15 protein-coding genes are annotated in these 17,608 nt (G+C 62.5%); 6 read left to right on the forward strand and 9 right to left on the reverse strand.

What is annotated here, in order from left to right; genetic code table 11:
* The first annotated feature begins 28 nt into the window (after window positions 1-28).
* Together D7S89_RS18315 and D7S89_RS18320 are read left to right on the forward strand one after the other, a co-directional pair.
* Entirely contained in the window at window positions 29-1,618 is a 1,590-nt protein-coding gene (locus D7S89_RS18315; RefSeq protein WP_121279603.1) for an amidase, read from the forward strand.
* A gap of 96 nt (window positions 1,619-1,714) precedes the next feature.
* Window positions 1,715-2,614 carry a LysR family transcriptional regulator gene (locus D7S89_RS18320; protein WP_121279604.1) on the forward strand — a complete coding sequence of 300 codons (900 nt, stop codon included), beginning with the start codon at window positions 1,715-1,717 and terminating at the stop codon, window positions 2,612-2,614.
* A gap of 27 nt (window positions 2,615-2,641) precedes the next feature.
* Here D7S89_RS18320 and D7S89_RS18325 read toward each other — a convergent pair whose 3' ends face one another.
* Window positions 2,642-4,141, reverse strand: a complete 1,500-nt coding sequence (locus tag D7S89_RS18325) for an MmgE/PrpD family protein (protein WP_183085261.1) — start codon at window positions 4,139-4,141, stop codon at window positions 2,642-2,644.
* Window positions 4,142-4,566: 425 nt separating this feature from the next.
* Entirely contained in the window at window positions 4,567-4,842 is a 276-nt protein-coding gene (locus tag D7S89_RS18330) for a hypothetical protein (RefSeq protein WP_147426705.1), read from the reverse strand.
* 83 nt (window positions 4,843-4,925) lie between these two features.
* Here D7S89_RS18330 and D7S89_RS18335 point away from each other — a divergent pair, with 83 nt between their 5' ends.
* The 3 genes from D7S89_RS18335 (at window position 4,926) to D7S89_RS18345 (ending at window position 9,077) form a co-directional block, all read left to right on the forward strand.
* Window positions 4,926-7,112, forward strand: coding sequence for a beta-glucosidase family protein (locus D7S89_RS18335; protein ID WP_121279608.1), 2,187 nt, complete (start codon window positions 4,926-4,928; stop codon window positions 7,110-7,112).
* A gap of 114 nt (window positions 7,113-7,226) precedes the next feature.
* Window positions 7,227-7,832 carry an IMPACT family protein gene (locus D7S89_RS18340; protein ID WP_121279610.1) on the forward strand — a complete coding sequence of 202 codons (606 nt, stop codon included), beginning with the start codon at window positions 7,227-7,229 and terminating at the stop codon, window positions 7,830-7,832.
* A 969-nt stretch (window positions 7,833-8,801) separates the two neighbouring features.
* Complete coding sequence (locus D7S89_RS18345) at window positions 8,802-9,077, forward strand: PXPV repeat protein (RefSeq protein WP_121279612.1); 276 nt, start codon at window positions 8,802-8,804, stop codon at window positions 9,075-9,077.
* Window positions 9,078-9,196: 119 nt separating this feature from the next.
* On the opposite strand, the gene egtD is transcribed toward D7S89_RS18345, so the two are convergent.
* The 7 genes from egtD to D7S89_RS18380 all read right to left on the reverse strand — a co-directional run bounded on the left by egtD (window position 9,197) and on the right by D7S89_RS18380 (window position 16,624).
* Entirely contained in the window at window positions 9,197-10,180 is a 984-nt protein-coding gene (gene egtD, locus D7S89_RS18350) for an L-histidine N(alpha)-methyltransferase (RefSeq protein ID WP_121279614.1), read from the reverse strand.
* 28 nt (window positions 10,181-10,208) lie between these two features.
* Window positions 10,209-11,414, reverse strand: coding sequence for an ergothioneine biosynthesis protein EgtB (egtB, locus tag D7S89_RS18355; protein WP_121279616.1), 1,206 nt, complete (start codon window positions 11,412-11,414; stop codon window positions 10,209-10,211).
* Between the two features lie 379 nt (window positions 11,415-11,793).
* Window positions 11,794-12,186 (reverse strand): VOC family protein, encoded by a 393-nt coding sequence (locus D7S89_RS18360; RefSeq protein ID WP_121279618.1) that lies wholly within the window; start codon window positions 12,184-12,186, stop codon window positions 11,794-11,796.
* 79 nt (window positions 12,187-12,265) lie between these two features.
* On the reverse strand, window positions 12,266-13,996 hold the full coding sequence (gene ggt / locus D7S89_RS18365) for a gamma-glutamyltransferase (RefSeq protein ID WP_121279620.1): 1,731 nt from the start codon (window positions 13,994-13,996) through the stop codon (window positions 12,266-12,268).
* Between the two features lie 245 nt (window positions 13,997-14,241).
* Entirely contained in the window at window positions 14,242-15,030 is a 789-nt protein-coding gene (locus tag D7S89_RS18370) for a BPSS1780 family membrane protein (protein WP_121279622.1), read from the reverse strand.
* A gap of 125 nt (window positions 15,031-15,155) precedes the next feature.
* On the reverse strand, window positions 15,156-16,286 hold the full coding sequence (locus D7S89_RS18375; RefSeq protein ID WP_121279624.1) for an HAAS signaling domain-containing protein: 1,131 nt from the start codon (window positions 16,284-16,286) through the stop codon (window positions 15,156-15,158).
* Window positions 16,283-16,624 (reverse strand): PadR family transcriptional regulator, encoded by a 342-nt coding sequence (locus D7S89_RS18380; RefSeq protein WP_121279626.1) that lies wholly within the window; start codon window positions 16,622-16,624, stop codon window positions 16,283-16,285. The genes D7S89_RS18375 and D7S89_RS18380 overlap by 4 nt, the downstream gene beginning before the upstream one ends.
* A 292-nt stretch (window positions 16,625-16,916) precedes the next feature.
* On the opposite strand from D7S89_RS18380, the gene D7S89_RS18385 reads away from it, so the two are divergent.
* The gene (locus tag D7S89_RS18385) at window positions 16,917-17,606 is read left to right on the forward strand and encodes a BPSS1780 family membrane protein (protein WP_121279628.1); all 690 of its coding nucleotides are present in this window, start codon (window positions 16,917-16,919) and stop codon (window positions 17,604-17,606) included.
* The last annotated feature ends 2 nt before the right edge of the window (window positions 17,607-17,608 follow it).

Raw genomic sequence — 17,608 nt, forward strand, 5'->3', positions numbered from 1 at the left:
ATGTTCGCCAATAACAACGAGAAGATCCATGCAACGACGCCGCTTTTTCGCCTCACTGAGCCTGCTGGCCGCCGCCGCTTCGGCCCAGGGCGCGCCCACTCGCTCCCGCCGCCGTACCGGCAACCGCACCAGCACGCTCGACGCGCTGCCGCTCTCGCCGGCACCCGATGCGAGCGCCGCCGATGCCGTGCGCCTTTACCTCGAACGCATCGCGGCGATCGACCAGCGTGGCCCGCGGCTCTCGAGCATCATCGAGACCAATCCCGATGCCGAGGCGATCGCCCGTACGCTCGACGCCGAGCGGCGCGCCGGCAAGATCCGCGGACCGCTGCACGGCAAGGTCATCGTCGTGAAGGACAACATCGCGACGGGCGACCGCATGGCGACGACAGCGGGCTCGCTGGCACTGGACGGCGTACGCGCCACGCGCGATGCGTTCCTGATCGCACGCCTGCGCGAGGCCGGCGCGATCGTGCTCGGCAAAGCCAACCTCAGCGAGTGGGCCAACATCCGCTCGACACGGTCGGCCAGCGGCTGGAGTGCACGCGGCGGGCTCACGCGCAATCCGTACGCGCTCGATCGCAGCACAAGCGGTTCGAGTTCGGGCTCGGCGGCGGCCGTTGCGGCCAACCTCGCGGCGATGGCCGTGGGTACCGAAACGGACGGCTCGATCGTCTCGCCATCGTCGATCAATGGCGTAGTGGGCCTGAAACCGACGGTCGGCCGCGTGAGCCGCGACGGCATCATACCGATCTCGCATACGCAGGACACGCCCGGACCGATCACGCGCACCGTCGCCGATGCGGCGTTGCTGCTCGCGGCCATGGCCGGGCCCGACCCACGCGATCCGGCCACGCTGCAGGCACCGGCTCCCGCCGATTACGTCGCCGCGCTCGACAAGAATGCGCTGCGTGGCGCACGCATCGGCGTCGCACGCGAGTTCTTCACAGGCCACGACGAAATCGATCAGCAGATCGAAAGTGCGATTGCGCAGATGGTGCTGCTCGGTGCCGAAATCGTCGACCCGATCGACCTGCCCGCCGTCAATTACGGCGATGCCGAAGGGGCCGTGCTGCTGCACGAGTTCAAGCACGACCTGCCGCTGTGGCTCGAAACGTTCGCCCCTCATGCGCCGGTACGCACGCTCGCCGACGTCATCGCATTCAACGAAGCGCATCGCGACCGCGAAATGCCTTACTTCGGCCAGGAACTGTTCACGAAGGCACAAGCGCTCGGCGATCTCGACAGCAAGGCGTATCGCGACGCACTCGCGGCATGCGTGAAGGGCGCGCGCGAGGACGGGCTCGATCACGCGCTGCGCAAGCACCAGCTCGACGCGATCGTCGCGCCGACCGGCGGCACCTCGTGGCTCACCGACTTCGTCAACGGCGACAGCAACAACGCGGGCTTCTCCACGCCGGCTGCCGTGGCCGGCTATCCGCACCTGACGGTGCCGGCCGGCTTCGTCCGCGGCTTGCCGATCGGCTTGTCGTTCGTGGGAGCGGCGTGGAGCGAGGCGCGGCTGCTCGCGCTCGGCTATGCGTTCGAACAGGCCACGCAATGGCGGCGCGAGCCGCGCTTCCTGGCGCAGACGAGTATGCCGCTTGCAGCAACTTGAGCCGCAGCCCCTTTCGCATCAGGCACTTGCGTAGCCTGCGCCCACGTTATTCACAGCTTTGCCAACAGAAACTGGGGATAACTTCCGCTGCCCGCCATGGAACTTCGACACCTTCGTTACTTTTGCGCGGTGGCCGACGAGATGCATGTCACGCGCGCCGCCGAAAAGCTGCGGCTCGCGCAGCCGGCCCTCACGCAACAGATCAAGGCGCTCGAAGAGGAACTGCAGGTCGAGCTGCTGCGCCGCGTCGGGCGGCGCATCGAGCTGACCGCCGCGGGCGTGGCGTTCAGGCGCGAGGCGCAAGCCATTCTCGAACACGTCCGCATGGCGGCGCTCGTCGCGCAGCAGACGGCGCGCGGCGTGGCGGGACGGCTCGCGATCGGGCTCACGGAATCGGCAGCGTTCGCACCGGCCCTCACCCAGTTGCTCAAACAAGCCCGCGAGCGCTGGCCTGCCGTCGACATCCATTTCGTGCAAGCGCGCACGGAGGAACTCGCGCGTGCGCTCATCGAACGACGCATCGACGTGGCGTTCGCGCGCCCGCCAGTGCCCGCCGAGCGCGGTTTGCGCGCGCAGCCGTTTGCGGCCGAGCCGATGGTCGTCGCCTTGCCGGACACGCATCGGCTTGCTGCGCGGACGTCGTTCGAGCCGACCGAACTCGGCGGCGAACCGTTCATCCTGCCGCACGGCAGACGGGGCGAAGGGACGCTGCGCGATGCCGTGGCTCGACTGTTCGAGCACCATGAACAAACCTTGAACGTCGTGCAGGAGGTGCCCGAGTTTTCGATGGCGATCAACTTCGTGGCCGTCGGCGTGGGCCTGTCGCTCGTGCCGGCGAGCCTTACAGGCACGCGTACCGATGCGGTGGTCTATCGGCCTTTGCACGTGACGCCGCCGCTCGAGGCAAGCATCATGCTGCTCGTGCGCGATGAGGCTGCCTCACCTGTGGCTGCGAATTTCTGCGAGCTGGCCGCGAGCATGAGCGACGAGCAGTAGGCGACGCGGCGCGGCGAGGCTGATGCATCACGCACGCCGCGTCGCCGCCGCGGCATCGAGCAGTGCGTCGACGCTCGGTGCCTGCTCGATCGACCAGATGCGCTCGATCAACGCGTCCCCGCTCGTGCGCGACACCGATCCGTCGACGCTACGCCAGAACTTCGCCACGATTTCATCGCGTGTCAGGGGCGAGCCGGGCGCGCCCGGCAGATCGTCGACCTGCTCGGTCAACACCTCGCCCGAATGCAGATAGACCGATACGCGATTCGGTATATGACGGGGATACATGGCATTGAGCTGCGGTGACTCGACCACCTGCATCTTCTTGATCAGCACCTGCACCTCGGGTGCCGTGAGCCGCTGCGGCGCATAACTGGCGTTCGTCAGCGTACCGTCGAGCAACGCACGCGCGACCACGTACGGCATGCTGTGATCGGCCGTCTCCTTGGTGGTGGGCGCCCACACGTACTGCCCGCTCGCCGTGATCTTGTAGCCGGGCTGCGTGGTCTCGACGACGATTCGCTCGATCTGCGCGCGATCGCCGATCTTGCGCGAGAGCCGCACGGCCGCTTCCACGGCGGTCAACGTGTGGCCCTGAGCCGGATACGGCTTCACGAGCACGTCGACGATGCGAAAGGCGCGGCCTTTAGCGCCGAACGTCGATGTATCGACGTCGACCGGCTGCCCTGCCACGAGCTTGTCGAAGCCGTAATTGCCCTCGAAGATCGGGCTGGGCCCCGTAATCCCCTGACGCGCGAGAATCGCTGCAAACACGCCGCTGTGCGCGGCCGACGCATCGGCCAGGCCCTTCCAGTTCGACAGCACCTGCGTGCGCGTCTGATTCATCGCGACGTGATCGATGAGCGCGATGTTGACTGCGTGTTCCAGCTGATCGACGGACAGCCCCATCAGCTTGCCCGCCGTCAACGCTGCCGTCACGACCCCGTAGCTTGGGCTGTCCCAGCCGTGCGAGCTGATGGCCGCGGCATCGAACAACCGACATTCGATCTCGTAGGCAATCAGTGACGCGACGATGAAGTCGCGCATCGAGCGCTTCTCGGCTTGCGCGACGGCAAGGCTCACCGACACGAAATCGCTGGGATGCCCGATCTCCTTCGAAGCGTAGCCGTCGTTCAGATCGTAGTAGCGAATCGCCGCGCCGTTGGCGAATGCCGCGAGGCCGGCAGTCGTGCGCTGTCGGGTGCCGATCAGCGTCGCGGCTCCACTGGGATCGGCCCGCGCGACCTGGAAGCACTTGGCGACGACCGGTTCGTCGAGCGCGGACAGCGCACAACCGAACGTATCGACGAGACGCAGCTTGAATGCCTCGAGCGTGGCCGCATCGATGTCGGCGTAGTCGAGGCCGTCGACATATTCGGCGAGCCGCCGCGCCAGCGAAGGCGAGGACGGCGGCGCTTCATCTGCTGAGTGCGTTTGCGCAAACGAAACGTGTGCGGCGGTAAAGCCGGCGACGCTGACGAGCGCGCCGAACACGAGCCCGCGTCGGCGGGCGGATATTCCGGGCATGTTTTGTCTCCTGCTGGCTGGCCCTTCGGTGAAGGCTTGCCTTGTCTTATGTCTCCATGTCAGCCTGCGCGCCGCCCTCACTCGCATACCCGTCAGGAATGGCGCCTGACGATAATGTGCGCTTTGCGCGGCTCGGGTCCAATACATTCGACAGAAGCAAACGATCACGCCCACTTATCGTTTGCGATTCCCCTGCCCCGCTCGAGTCCTTCGTGTGACCATCGCATCTTGAGCGCTTGGTGATTACATAGGAATGCAAAGCACACATTTGGTTACCGCACGATCGGCGTTTTTCTGAGTTTTATGTCTGATCTACATATGCAACGCACATTTCCGCTCCCGTTGGCCACCACTCGCATTCCAACTCAACACATCCTTCAATCTCGCTCGACAAATCAATATCAAATACCTCTTCGCCTGAGCATTCAATAATGATTTCCAATGATGCCGCGAATACACCCATCAATTTTCATATCGATGATTTGCGCGTGGCTCATGCTACCGATCACGATCAATAAGGTCTGAGCGATCCTGCCAGTCAACATATTTTTCGGCCTAAACATAAACGCATTCGACATCACCGCGCCGACTTCCCGCACTGTCGGGCGAACTAGCGCAAAGGAAAAATTTCGCCTTGTAGCAAACCTACCAAACATGCTATTACTGTTCTGGAGTTTTGCTACATCGACTGCGTTCCACATATTCCGCATTCCCAGGCCGAATGAGGTGGCACGCAATGCATGACCGTATGTAAAGACCAAACCAGCAATTACGGAGACAATACATGCAAGCAAAGCGTTTATCCCTCGCGATTTTATTGGCGGCGTTATGTACTCAAGCAAATGCCACCGCCCCCACTACGAATAACACATTCACCGACGACGTCGCCTTCCGCCGCGCCGATCTCCTCGTTCAGCAAATGACGCTCGACGAGAAGCTGCAAATGATCCATTCGCAGTACGCGATGGGCGTCGTGCCAGGCGGCGGCGCCGGCTACATTCAAGGCGTCCCGCGCCTGAAGATCCCCGATCTGGGCATGGTCGATTCGGCCACGGGCTCGGGCAGCGGCACACAACCGAGCACGACATTCCCGGCGACGATCGCGCTTGCCGCGAGCTGGGACCCGCAGCTCGCCTACCGCTTCGGCGCACGCATCGCCGATCAAATCCGCGCGCAAGGCTTCGGGATGGGCCTCGGCGGCGGCACCAATCTCGCACGCGACCCGCGCGGCGGGCGGCTATTCGAGTATCTGGGCGAAGACCCGGTGCTCGCCGGCGAGATGCTCGCGGCGCGTACGCAGGGGACGCAGAGCCGCAAAGTCATCGCCACACTCAAGCATTACGTGGGCAACGAGCAGGAGACGAACCGCTTCGGCGGCAACAGCCAGATCGACGAGCGCACGCTGCGCGAGCTGTATCTGCTGCCGTTCGAAATCGCGCTCAAGAAAGGACAGCCCGGCAACGTCATGTGCAGCTATAACCGGCTCAACGGCGACTACGCCTGCGAAAACCGCCACGTGCTGAGCGACATCCTGAAGAACGAATGGCACTTCGCAGGCCAGGTCCAATCGGACTGGGGCGCTACACACAGCACGGCGAATGCGATCAATGCTGGCCTCGACGAAGAGGAAGACGTGGGTCCGACGGTGTACCTGACGCCCGACCTCGTCAAGCAGGCCCTCGACAGCAAAGCGATCTCGCCAAGACGCTTCGACGATATGGTGCGCCGCAAGCTGTATGTCATGATCCGCACGGGCGTCATGGACGATCCGCCACATGGCGGCGGCACGATCGACTTCGCCGCGGCAAACGCGTTCGCCCAGTATGCGGAGGAGCAATCGATCGTTCTGCTGAAGAACGCCGATAGCCAGTTGCCGCTCGACACAACAACCGTGAGGCGCATCGCAGTGATCGGCGGTCATGCCGACGCGGGCGTGTTGACCGGCGGCGGCTCGGGCGATACGCGCGATCCCGTCACGGGTGCCTTTGCAGGGTGCGGCGGGCTCACGTTCGGCAGCAGCACCGGCTGCCAATGGTGGTCGAACCCGTGGCTCAAGCTCGACGTGCCGATCGTCAAGGCGATTCAAGCGCTTGTGCCGGGAGCCAGCGTCACCTACGCCGGCAGCAGCGATCAGCAAACGCCGTTCCGCGCCTATACGCAGCAGGAAATCGACGACGCCGTCGCGCTCGCACAGCGCTCCGATGTCGCGATCGTCGTGGTCACCCAGTCCTCGGGCGAGGACTTCGGCGAGCTGACGAGCCTCGCGCTGTCGAACCCGTCGAACCAGGACGCACTCGTTCAAGCCGTGGCTCAGGTCAATCCGCACGTGATCATCGTCGTCGAAAGCGGCAACCCCGTGCTGATGCCGTGGCGCGATCAAGTCGCAGCGATCGTGCAAGCGTGGTACCCCGGTGAAGGCGGCGGCCGCGCCATCGCCAACGTCCTGTTCGGCAAGGTCAATCCGTCGGGCAAGCTGCCCGTCACGTTCCCGGTGCGGGACGAGGACACGCCGACATGGGGTCGTGACGGCACGTTCGCGCAAAACCCGGTCTATACGGAAAAGCTCAAGATGGGCTACCGCTGGTATGACGCGAACCACATCCAGCCCGCGTTCCCGTTCGGGTATGGCCTGTCGTATACCCACTTCTCCTACTCGAGCTTGTCTGTGAATACGACGAGGGACGAGACGACGACGGTGTCATTCCTGCTGCGCAACGACGGTCCCGTAGCCGGTGCCGAGGTCGCACAGGTCTATCTGGGCGACCTGAACGACAAGGAGGAGCCGCCGAAGCGGCTCGTGGCCTGGCAGAAAGTCCAGCTCGATCCCGGTGAAACGCAGCGCGTGACGTTGACGATCCCATCCATGATGCGTCGCGTCTGGAATACGAGCCGCAACATCTGGACCGTCGCGACCGGTGGCCACATCTCTGTGGGGGCCTCCTCACGCGATATTCGTCTCGTACAGCGATAGGCGGAGCGGCATTGCCGGCGATCGCATCCGTCCGCAATCGCCGGCGGTACGGTCGTGGTCGATAATATCGGCTCATCGCCACACTAACCGTACCTCGATTCATCACTGCCCGACATGAGTTACTCGCTTGCCACGACTTACGTTCGAGAACTCGAAATCCGCAAGAGCCGCTTCATCGCCCATGCCATTCCCGTTGCCGACCGCGAGGCCGCCATGCAGGAGCTGCGCCGTCTGCGCGAAGCGCATCCGGCCGCCACACACGTGTGCTGGGCCCTGCTGGCTGATGGACAGTCCGGTATGTCGGATGACGGCGAACCGTCGGGTACCGCGGGCCGGCCAATTCTCGAAGTGTTGCGCCATCACGATCTCGACGGTGTCTTAGCGGCCGTGGTGCGCTACTACGGTGGCGTCAAGCTCGGTGCCGGGGGGCTCGTGCGCGCCTACGCCGACGCCATTGCCAGCGCGCTCCAGGATGCGCAGCGCATCGAGCGGATCCAATACGGACTGTTGACGATCGCCGTCGACTACGCCGACGAAGCGCGGGTGCGGCGCTGGATCGAGCAGCAGGAGAATGCCGAGCTCGTCGACAGCGCGTACGACATGGGCGTGCGGCTCGGCATCCGACTGCCCGCCACCGCCGTCGACGCAGCCCGCGCGGCACTGCGTGACCTCACGCAAGGACGGGCCATTTTTCCTGAAACCGACGCAAGCGAAGCGTAAGGACCGACAGACCCGGGACTTATCCCCATATTTTGTTGGCAAAGCTGTGGACAACCTGCGGGCATGCAGCATAAGTCCTTGATGGAACTGAGGAATGGTCCTCCGTATGCAAATGCGTGCAGCGTGGCGTGTCGGACTGCCAACCGTCCGCGTCACCATCGAAAACCAGGCCAGGGCAAGGAGCGCCTCGCTCAATCTCTCGAAGTAAGCATGATTGAGGGCTCGTTTCGACAGATTGATTTGCAAGTGTTCGCTCTACACTGCTTTCCATGGAGCGAGAGGTGGGCTCCATCCACGTGGCTCCCCTCCCGTGGCCAGTTTGACCGTACCGTTGATTTCAGTTGCATTGAAAGTGGCTGGGACTAGTAGCAAACAGATGTTGTAGTAAATCGCGATTGATGCCTGAAGACGTCGGATCAGGCGGCAGCTGGAGTAGCACGTAGTGGTAGTTGTCGGCGGTTGAAGTAGCTGTCGTTGGTTGAAGTAGCTGTCGTTGGTTGAAGTAGCTGTCGTTGTTGAAGTAGCTGTCGTTGTTGAAGTAGCCGTGGTCGGTTGAAGTAGCAGTACCTCGAAACAGCAAGTAGCAGCACTCTCACCTCGAAGTTGGCAGTACCTCGAAGTAGCAACACCTCGCTGTAAGCAAGATTTCGCTGTAGCAGTAGCAGTGCCCATACCCCTGTAGTAGATGTACCTGCCGTAAGCAGTATGTAGTAGTACGTAGCATCACCTCGCATCATGCAGTAATCAGCACCCGCAGTATCAGTACTTGCTCCACGCAGCAAAGCAGTAAAAGCACCACAAGCCCTGTTCCCCCTGGAGCAGGGCTTCTCTTTTTTGTGCGCCAGGAACAGCCGGCTGCCGTAATGCCGCGTTACCGATCTCGCACGCCGCTTTCACCTGTATTGCCAGGCCGCTCCTACACTTGGTGCAAATTCACCACCGCGCAACAACGTGCAAGGAGTCGCGCAAATGAACAGCAAACTCTTGGCAGCAACGTTCGGCCTTGCCATGCTGGCAGCATCGACGGCAGCATCGGCCCACGTCAATCTCGACATCGGTATCGGCATTCCGGTCGCCCCGGCCTATGTCCAGCCCGCGCCGGTCTACGTGGCACCGGCTCCTGTCGTTACCGGCTACTGGGGCAACGATGGCTGGCGCGAACGCGAATGGCGTCGCCACGAATGGCGCGAGCATGAGTGGCGCGAGCACGAATGGCGTGAGCACCGTCGGTGGGGCGACGGCTGACCTCACGCCCTGCTGACTAGCGGACATGGCGCTACCGGGCCATGTCCGCCCACCCCCGCCTTCAATTTAATTTGAACCCTTCACGCTGGCCATAGGACGCAAGCGCAGCACGTACCGTCTTACGCCGCATCGCCGTGACAAGCCGGGCTCTCAAGCCAATGCACGCTGAAGAGCTTCGCCTCGTCGGTCCACACGGGCCCAGGTTTGAAGCCCGCCGATGCCGCCAGCGCCCGAAACCCGTCGATCGTGAACTTGTGCGAGTTCTCGGTGTGCAAGCTCTCGCCCTCCTCGAAGCGGAATGCGCTGCCTGCCAGATGCACCGTCTGTTTACGACTGCTCACGAGGTGCATCTCGATACGCCGCTCGAGCGGGTCATAAAACGCATAATGTGAGAACGCTTTCAGGTCGAAGTCGGCACCAAGCTCTTCGTTCGCACGCCTAAGCACATTCAGGTTGAACGCCGCCGTCACGCCCTGACTGTCGTTGTACGCACGATGCAGTGTCAGCGGATCCTTTACGAGATCGACGCCGACCAGCAGCCCGCCCCCCGCCAGCAAACGCGCCGCCAGCTGCAGGAACATCATCGCTTCGTCGGCATCGAAGTTGCCGATCGTCGACCCCGGGAAGAAGCCGACCTTGCGGCCTGGCATCTGCTCGAGTACGCGCAACTGCTCGTGCCGCATGTAATCGGCGACGACCGGTTGCACGTGCAACCAGGCGTAATCGGTCCGCAAGCGCCTCGCGGCACCCTCGAGGTGCTGAGCCGAGATGTCGACAGGAAAGTAGCGACCCAGCGCATCGCGCTCAGAAAACGCGTCGAGCAGGAGGCGAATCTTCGCGAGCGAACCCGCGCCGAACTCGACGACGTCCACCCGCGAGCCCATCTGATCGGCCATCTCGCGTCCATGGCGCTCGAGGATGCCGAGTTCGGTGCGTGTCGGGTAGTACTCGGGCAACGCGCAGATCCGGTCGAACAGTGCCGAGCCAGCCGCGTCGTAGAAGTATTTCGGGGCGATGCTGCGCGGGGTCTTCGACAGACCGGCAAGCAGGTCGTGGCCGAACGCGCTTACCTGCGCCGCACGCGCGTCCACGTCGTCAGCCATGACCGCAGCACCTGCCAAATCGGATGCTTCAAAGATCTCGAACAAGGCGTACTCCCGAAAATTGCCAGCGCGCTGCCGGCGGGAAGAAGTTGCGGTAGCTGCGCCGCGTATGGCCCTGCGGCGTTGCGAGGCTGCCGCCGCGCAACACTTGCTGCCCCACCATGAACTTGCCGTTGTACTCGGCCGCCACACCGGTCAGCGGCCGAAACCCTGGGTACGGGTCGTACGACGAACGCGTCCACTGCCAGACATAGCCCGTCATGTTCTCGATGCCGGGCGCATCGAACGCGGCCTCCCATTCGAACTCGGTCGGCAACCTCGCTACGGCCCATTCCGCATACGCCGCCGCTTCGTAGAAGCTCAACTGCGAGACGGGAGCATCGGGGTCCATCGGCTCGAGTCCGTGCAAACCGAACACGCGCCATTCGCCGCGATCGTCCGACGCCACCCAGTAGATCGGTGCCGTCCACGCCTCGCGCTGGATCGTGGCCCAGCCGTCGGAGAGCCACAGTTCGGGGCGTTCGTAGCCACCGTCCGCGATGAACGCCGCATAGTCTCGGCACGTCACGAGCCGGTCGGCAATCGCATAAGGCCTCAGCAACACAGCGTGGCGCGGCCGCTCGTTGTCGAACGAAAAACCCACGCCGTCATGGCCGATCTCGACGAGCCCCCCCTCCCGGGACAGCCACGTAACCGGTTTCGCACCGCCTTGTTGCGTCGGTACCTGCCTCGCGCGCATGTCGTACGCCGGCAGGAGCGGGTTGCACGAGAACGCATGCAGGATGTCCGTGAGGATCAGCTCTTGATGCTGCTGCTCGTGATGCAGGCCGAGCGTGACGAGCGGCTCGATCGTGGCAAGCAAACCGGCGTCAAGCTTGGAGAGCAGATCCGTCATCGCGTCGTCGACGTGACGACGATAAGCATGCACGTCCTCGAGCGAGGGCCGCGTGAGCAGACCACGTTGCGGACGCGCATGGCGTGGGCCAAGTGCTTCGTAATAGGAATTGAACAGGTACGGATACTTGTCGTGAAAGAGCCGGTAGCCCGGCGCATGAGGCACGAGCACGACCGTTTCGAAGAACCACGTCGTATGCGCGAGATGCCACTTCGTCGGGCTTGCGTCGGGCATTGACTGCACGCCCTGATCCTCGGCCGAGAGCGGCCGGGCAAGCTCCACGCTGTACTGTCGGACCTCGCGGTAACTTCGCTGTAGTGCAGGTACAACGAAGGCCATCGATAAGCTCCTGTGTTAAGAGTTCGCTTAAGGTCGGCGAATGGACGCTAACGGCCGCGCGGCCGCTCGCTAAAAACGATACCCGCCGTGACGAGCGTTTCACTTTAGGATGTTTTTCGCAGCGCTGCCGACTTGTCGCCGGCTGTGCGAGCTTGCTCGTGGCGTGCCAGTTGCTCGCTCACGCGCGGCACTTCTTCCGAGTGTCGATTCAATCGTCGTGTGTCGAGGAGCGCCTCCATTCGCCGAGTCGTTGTCGAAGTAGCAACACCAGTTTGAGGCAATCAGGCAAAAAAACGTTCAAGCCGCGTCGCCTCGAGAGGAACGTTTGGCGGAATCGCCCGTGAAATGGCGACGAGCTCGTGTCGCCAGCAAAGAAAACTTACGGTGTGCTTTCGAGTGGCTTGGCGAAGCTGAGCTCATGTCCGTCGGGATCGCTCAGATGAAAATAACGCTCGCCCCAAGGCGCATCCGACGGCGCGAAAGACGGCGTGTAGCCGGCAGCCAGTACCTTCGCGTACATGGCGTCCACGTCGGCAACATGGAAGATGACGCGGCCCCACCAGTGCAGCGGGCCGCGGTTCTCGGCGGTCAGGTTCAAAAACGACGGACCGAACGCGAACGACGTAAAAAGCGCGTCGGGCCCGCCGAACGTGCGCGTCAAGCCGAGCGCTTCATAGAAGCGCACTGCTCGCGCCATGTCGCGCGTCGCGAGTGTGATCGCACTCAAGCGCTCGATACAAGGCTCGTCTGCATGCGAAGCGTCGGGATCCATGAAGGCATACTCCCTGCGTACACGCGTTCCGTCTGTCAGAGTCTGTACAGACGAGCATACTCCCCGTCAACCCGCCAGCTTATTGCACGATCCTCGTGACGCCGCGGCCGCGCGGGTCGGCCACCGCCTCCGGCGTCTTGCCGTCGACCTTGATGACCTGAATGTCGCCGTTGAAGTCCTGTTCTTTCAGCACGTAGCCCTTCGCTTGAAGCTGCTTCGCGAGTTCGCCCTCGATCGGACGATACGGCTCCCAGTAGATCGTGTTCGGCGGCAGCAGCTGATGATGGAAGCGCATCGCGGCCACTGCATCGGCCAACGGCATCTTGAAGTCGTACAGGTTCGTAATGACCTGGAAGATCGACGTGAAGATGCGCGAACCGCCCGGCGTGCCGATGACGAGCGCCACCTTGCCGTCCTTCGTCAGAATCGTCGGCGACATCGACGACAACGGACGCTTGTTCGGCTCGATCGCATTCGCATCCTGGCCCACGACGCCGAACATGTTGGGGACACCCGGCTTGGCGGAGAAGTCGTCCATTTCGTCGTTGAGCACGATGCCCGTCCCTTCGGCCACGACGCCCGAGCCGAAGTAGCCGTTCACCGTGTACGTGTTCGACACCGCATTGCCCCACCTGTCGACGATCGAGAAGTGCGTCGTCTCGGCCTTCTCCGGCATCGACGTCCCGAGCCCCACCCGCACGGCCTTCGTGTCGCTCGGCTCGCTCGGATTGACTTCGGCCGCACGCTTGACGAGGTAGCGGTCGGCGATCAATTCCTGGACGGGCACCTTGTAGAAGTCGGGGTCGCCCAGATACTGCGCGCGATCGGCGAATACCCGCTTTTCGATCTCGGCGACCAGATGCATGTATTGCGCCGAATTGAGCGGCACGCCCGCGAAGCGATCGGCAAGGTCGGCCTTCATCTTGAGCAACTGCACGAGACCGATGCCGCCCGAGCTCGGCGGCGGCGCCGTAATCACGCGATAGCCGTTCCAATCGGCCATGATGGGCTGACGCCAGACCGCTTTGTACGACTGCAAGTCACGCTTCGTGATGAGACCATCGCCGGGTTTCATCGACGCGGCAATGAGATCCGCCGTCTCGCCGTTGTAGAACTCCTGTGCCCCTTGTTCGGCGATGCGCGTGAGCGTGGCCGCCAGCTCGGGCTGCTTGAAGTGCACACCGGTATTCAGGTTACCGAAGTATTTGGCGAAGTTCGTCTTGTCGCCGAAGTCCTTCGCCGCATCGTCACGGCGCTGCTGCAATTGCTCGCTGACGTCAAAGCCATCGCGCGCATAGTGAATGGCCGGCGCGAGCACCTGCTTCCACTTGAGCCGCCCGAAACGCTTCTGCGCTTCCCACATGCCTGCGACGGTGCCGGGCACGCCCACTGCGCGTGGGCCGACGAGGCTCATGCCCTTGATCACGTTGCCGTCTTTGTCGAGGTACATGTCCTTCGTGGCGGCGAGCGGCGCGCGCTCACGGTAGTCGAGAAAGTACGGCTTGCCGTTGACGTACAACGTCATGAAGCCGCCACCGCCGATGTTGCCGGCCTCGGGGTACGTCACCGCCAGCGTGAACGCGACGGCCACCGCCGCATCCACCGCGTTACCGCCTTCGTGAAAGATTTGCTGCGCCGCATCGGCACTGTAGGAATCGGCTACGGCCAATGCCGCCGCACTCAAGACCGGCTTGGCCTCGCTCGTCTTCGCACACGCGGGTGTGCTCTCGATGAAGTTCAGAGAAATCGTTGCGATTGCAACGATCGTCACGCCCGTCACAGACGAGCGAATTCGACTCAACGCTTTCATTGGATGTCCCCCATGGCTGTCTCCTCGATGCGTCGGGCATTGCCCTCGCTCGGCGCTTATAGCATGCGGGTGGATCAAACGAAATCGAGCAGCTTCGTAGGATCGACACGCGCTTTGCTTCCCCTTGCGTCAGCAAAGCGCGTGCCAATCCTTGAAGATTGGATTCCGTAATAAAAAACGCCGCGGAACGCGGCGTCGGACTGCTGATGAGCCCCCCGTTTTTTCAAAACGAGGGGGCTCATCGTTTATACGAAGCGCGAAGAGAACAGGTCGCGATAGCCGCCATAAATCGACATGAGCAGCAACGGCGTCAGCACTAGCGCACTTGCAATGAGCGGAATGCGATGTGCAAGCAGCACGGCATCCGCGACGGCAACCACATAGATGAGCGTCGTTTTCCAGTTTCGGGCAGCACCGTGCAGGCTGGCAGCCATCGCTTCGAGCGGAGCGACGTTGCGCAGGATCACGAGCGCCGGCGCGAACCAGGCCGATGCGAGCGCGATGGTGAAGATCGGCACCGCGACCAGCATCGCTACGATCCCGCGCACGCCATTTCCACCGTAGGTGATCGACAGGTGGTGCGCGCCGTTGGTCAGCATCGATTCCACGGACGACACATTCAGCGCGGCGACGAGCAGCACATAGCCGACCACGACGATCGCTGCGCTGGCGAGTCCGATCGAGAGTAGCGCATAGTGATGCCGGCCAAGCGCCGCGCAGATATCGCGAGCCGATGCTGGACGGCCGATGCGCACGTGCTCTTGTGCAACCATCAATGCCCCGACCACGAACGGCGCGACAAGCACGATCAGCGGCCGCACGACCGGTACGAACTTGCAAGCTGTCGCGAACGTCGCACAGACGAGCATTGCAGCGAGCCAAAGCAGAGGTTGCCTGCGTACCGCACGCCAGCCGAGTTCGAGCCAATCCATGATGAACATGGCGTCGAGCTGCACGCCTTGGAGGTGCGCCGGCAGAAGGGTCGAGCGGCGATGGAGTACGTTCGAAACGTCGGTCAGATAGTGCGAGCTCATGGCGAATCCTTTTGTTTAATTTGGACTGCTTATTAACTAGCGATGTATGAAAACGGCTCGATAACCGCGGTTTGCGTGTTCGGTCGTTTGACCGGGGTTATCGAGCCATACAGAAAAATGGGGGCTTACCTTGCTGCTTGTCCGGGGCTGTCCAGCCGCGCCGAGATCTTATCGATTTGCCGATGGACGTAACGCACCAGCGCACGCCACGTCTTGCGAGTCAGCCAGATGCACAGCAGCAGTCCGATTACTCCGCCTGCAAACATGCCAACGGCGCTGCCGAACGTGATGCCGCCCATCGACGAACTAGCCGAGATATTGATCCGGTCTTTTCCGCCGACGAGAGCCGCGTGATCGCCGTCGATCACGATCGCGTCGGATCCGCTTTCGATCGCGAGGCTTTTAGGCTTCCCTTTCTCGTCCTGTTCGAGGCGCACATGATCGCCATCACCCGACGAGACCTCCCAAATGCTCGACTTTCCATCCTTACCCGAGCGCGCGAGCGTCATGTGACTGCCGTCGACACTCTTGAGCTCGAGCGCTGTCGCATCAGCGCGACGAATACTGACCGTGCCATCCGCGCCCTTGATCAGCAGCGCCCGCGCGCCTTCATTGGCCGCCACGATCTCGAGCTTGCCATTCTTGCGGCTTATTTCGATCCCGCCAGCGTTCGTGTTGATCGAGAGGTCGTTGCCCTCCTTGGGCGTCAGAACGAAGACGTCCTTCTCGATCTTGATGTCCTTGATGTTCGCAGCCAGGCCATCGTTGGCATCGTCACTTGCGCCATCCGCTGCCTCAGCATGGTCATGACCGTGGCTCATGACGACAACCGGCACCGCATTGAACGAAGGCCAGCCGAACAGATGATGGCTGCCGATCCCGACGGCCGCAATGAGCCCCCCTATTGCGAATGCGATGGAAGCCGCATAGCAGGCCGTCAGCAGAGAGAGGTAGATCATGAACGGCACGAGCAGCATGGCATTGAGCAGCCCGAGGCCGGCAATCGAGACGATGACGTGCGCGAGATTTTCGAACGAGCGGCTTTGCTGCCATTTACGATAGCTCGCCTGCGCCTTCAATTCGCGAGCGAGCTTGACCGGATCGCCCAGCGCCGTGATGACCTCCTGCTCGCTGCGCCCAGCAGCGAGCGCATCACCGATGTATTCACGGTAGTCGGCAATGATTTCATCGACTTCGGCCTTCGGCAGGCTGTCCAGCTCTTGCCGCAACTGCTGAATGAATGCGTCCTGCTTCATTTGCTTCCCCCTTGTTCCTTCGCCGTGCCGGGCCTTTCGAGCACGCTGTTCACTTCATCGACAAAACTGCGCCATTCTTCTTGCATCGCCTGCAGGCTGCGACGGCCGACGGCCGTCAGCGAGTAGTACTTGCGCGGCGGCCCGGAGCTCGATTCGACGAGATACGTCGATACCCAGTCCTCCGCCTGCAGCCGGCGCATCAGCGGGTAGATCGTCCCTTCGCTGATCTCCATCGTCTGCGAAAGCGTCGACACGAGTTCGTAGGCATAGCTGTCGCCGCGGGCCAGTACGGCTAGCACGCACATGTCCAACGTGCCTTTCTTCAATTGAGTCTTCATGTGGCTCGGCGGCGCCCTGAGTTATGCATTGCAAGGTACATGGCTTTACACGGCATGAACTGTAACAGTCGGTAGTGTTTTATGCAAGGTACTGTTTTATGCACGCATCAGTGTCGTTATGATGCGCCGCATCAAAGCAGTGGGCAGTCGACATCGCGGTGGACATTCTCCGCCTCCGGGCGCCGGCGGGAGTGGCGTCGGGGCATCTATCAGTCCGTCTCGCGCATTGAGCGGATAATTCCGGCATCGGGCACTGCCCTTCACTTCCGACTTCACACCGGAGCTTGCCGACATGTTCGTGCGTACCGTCCCGGCCCGTCAGGGCTCGCAGTGGATTGCCGAAGCCTGGGCGCTGTTCAAGAAGCAGCCGGCCGTGTGGATCGCGCTCGGCGCGATCGACCTGGTTGTCACGCTCGTGCTCGACCTCATACCGTTCGCGAGCGACCTGACCGCGCTTTTCACGGTGCTGTGGGCCGGCGGCATGGTCGCCGCCGCCGAGCACATGCTGGCGACGGGTACCCTGCGTGTGACCGATGCGATCGACGGCATCCGCAAACATTGGCAACCGCTCTTCACGGCGGGCGTATTCGCGCTGCTAGTGCAACTCGTTTGCGATCTGCTGGGCCAGCGTGTGCCCGGCGGCCTCGCGATGTTCACCAAAGCGCCGACCGACTACACCATCGACAGCTTTTCGTGGTTCGCCCTGCTGCTCTATCTTGCCGTGGCGGTAGCCGGAGCCATGGCGTTGTGGCTCGCGCCGGCGCTGATCGTCACGAACGGCGCATCACCGAGCGACGCATTGAAGGCAAGCTTCGTCGCGGCCTACCGCAATGTTTGGCCGACGCTCGTGTACGGGCTGTTCGTGATCGGACTCATCATCGCCGGGGTGCTGACGCTCGGGATCGGATTGCTCGTCGCCGGGCCGCTCCTGTATCTGTCGACTTATGTCGCTTGCCGCGAGATCGTCATGCACGGGCGCTGATC

It is taken from the genome of Trinickia fusca (genome assembly GCF_003628145.1).
GTDB lineage: Bacteria > Pseudomonadota > Gammaproteobacteria > Burkholderiales > Burkholderiaceae > Trinickia > Trinickia fusca.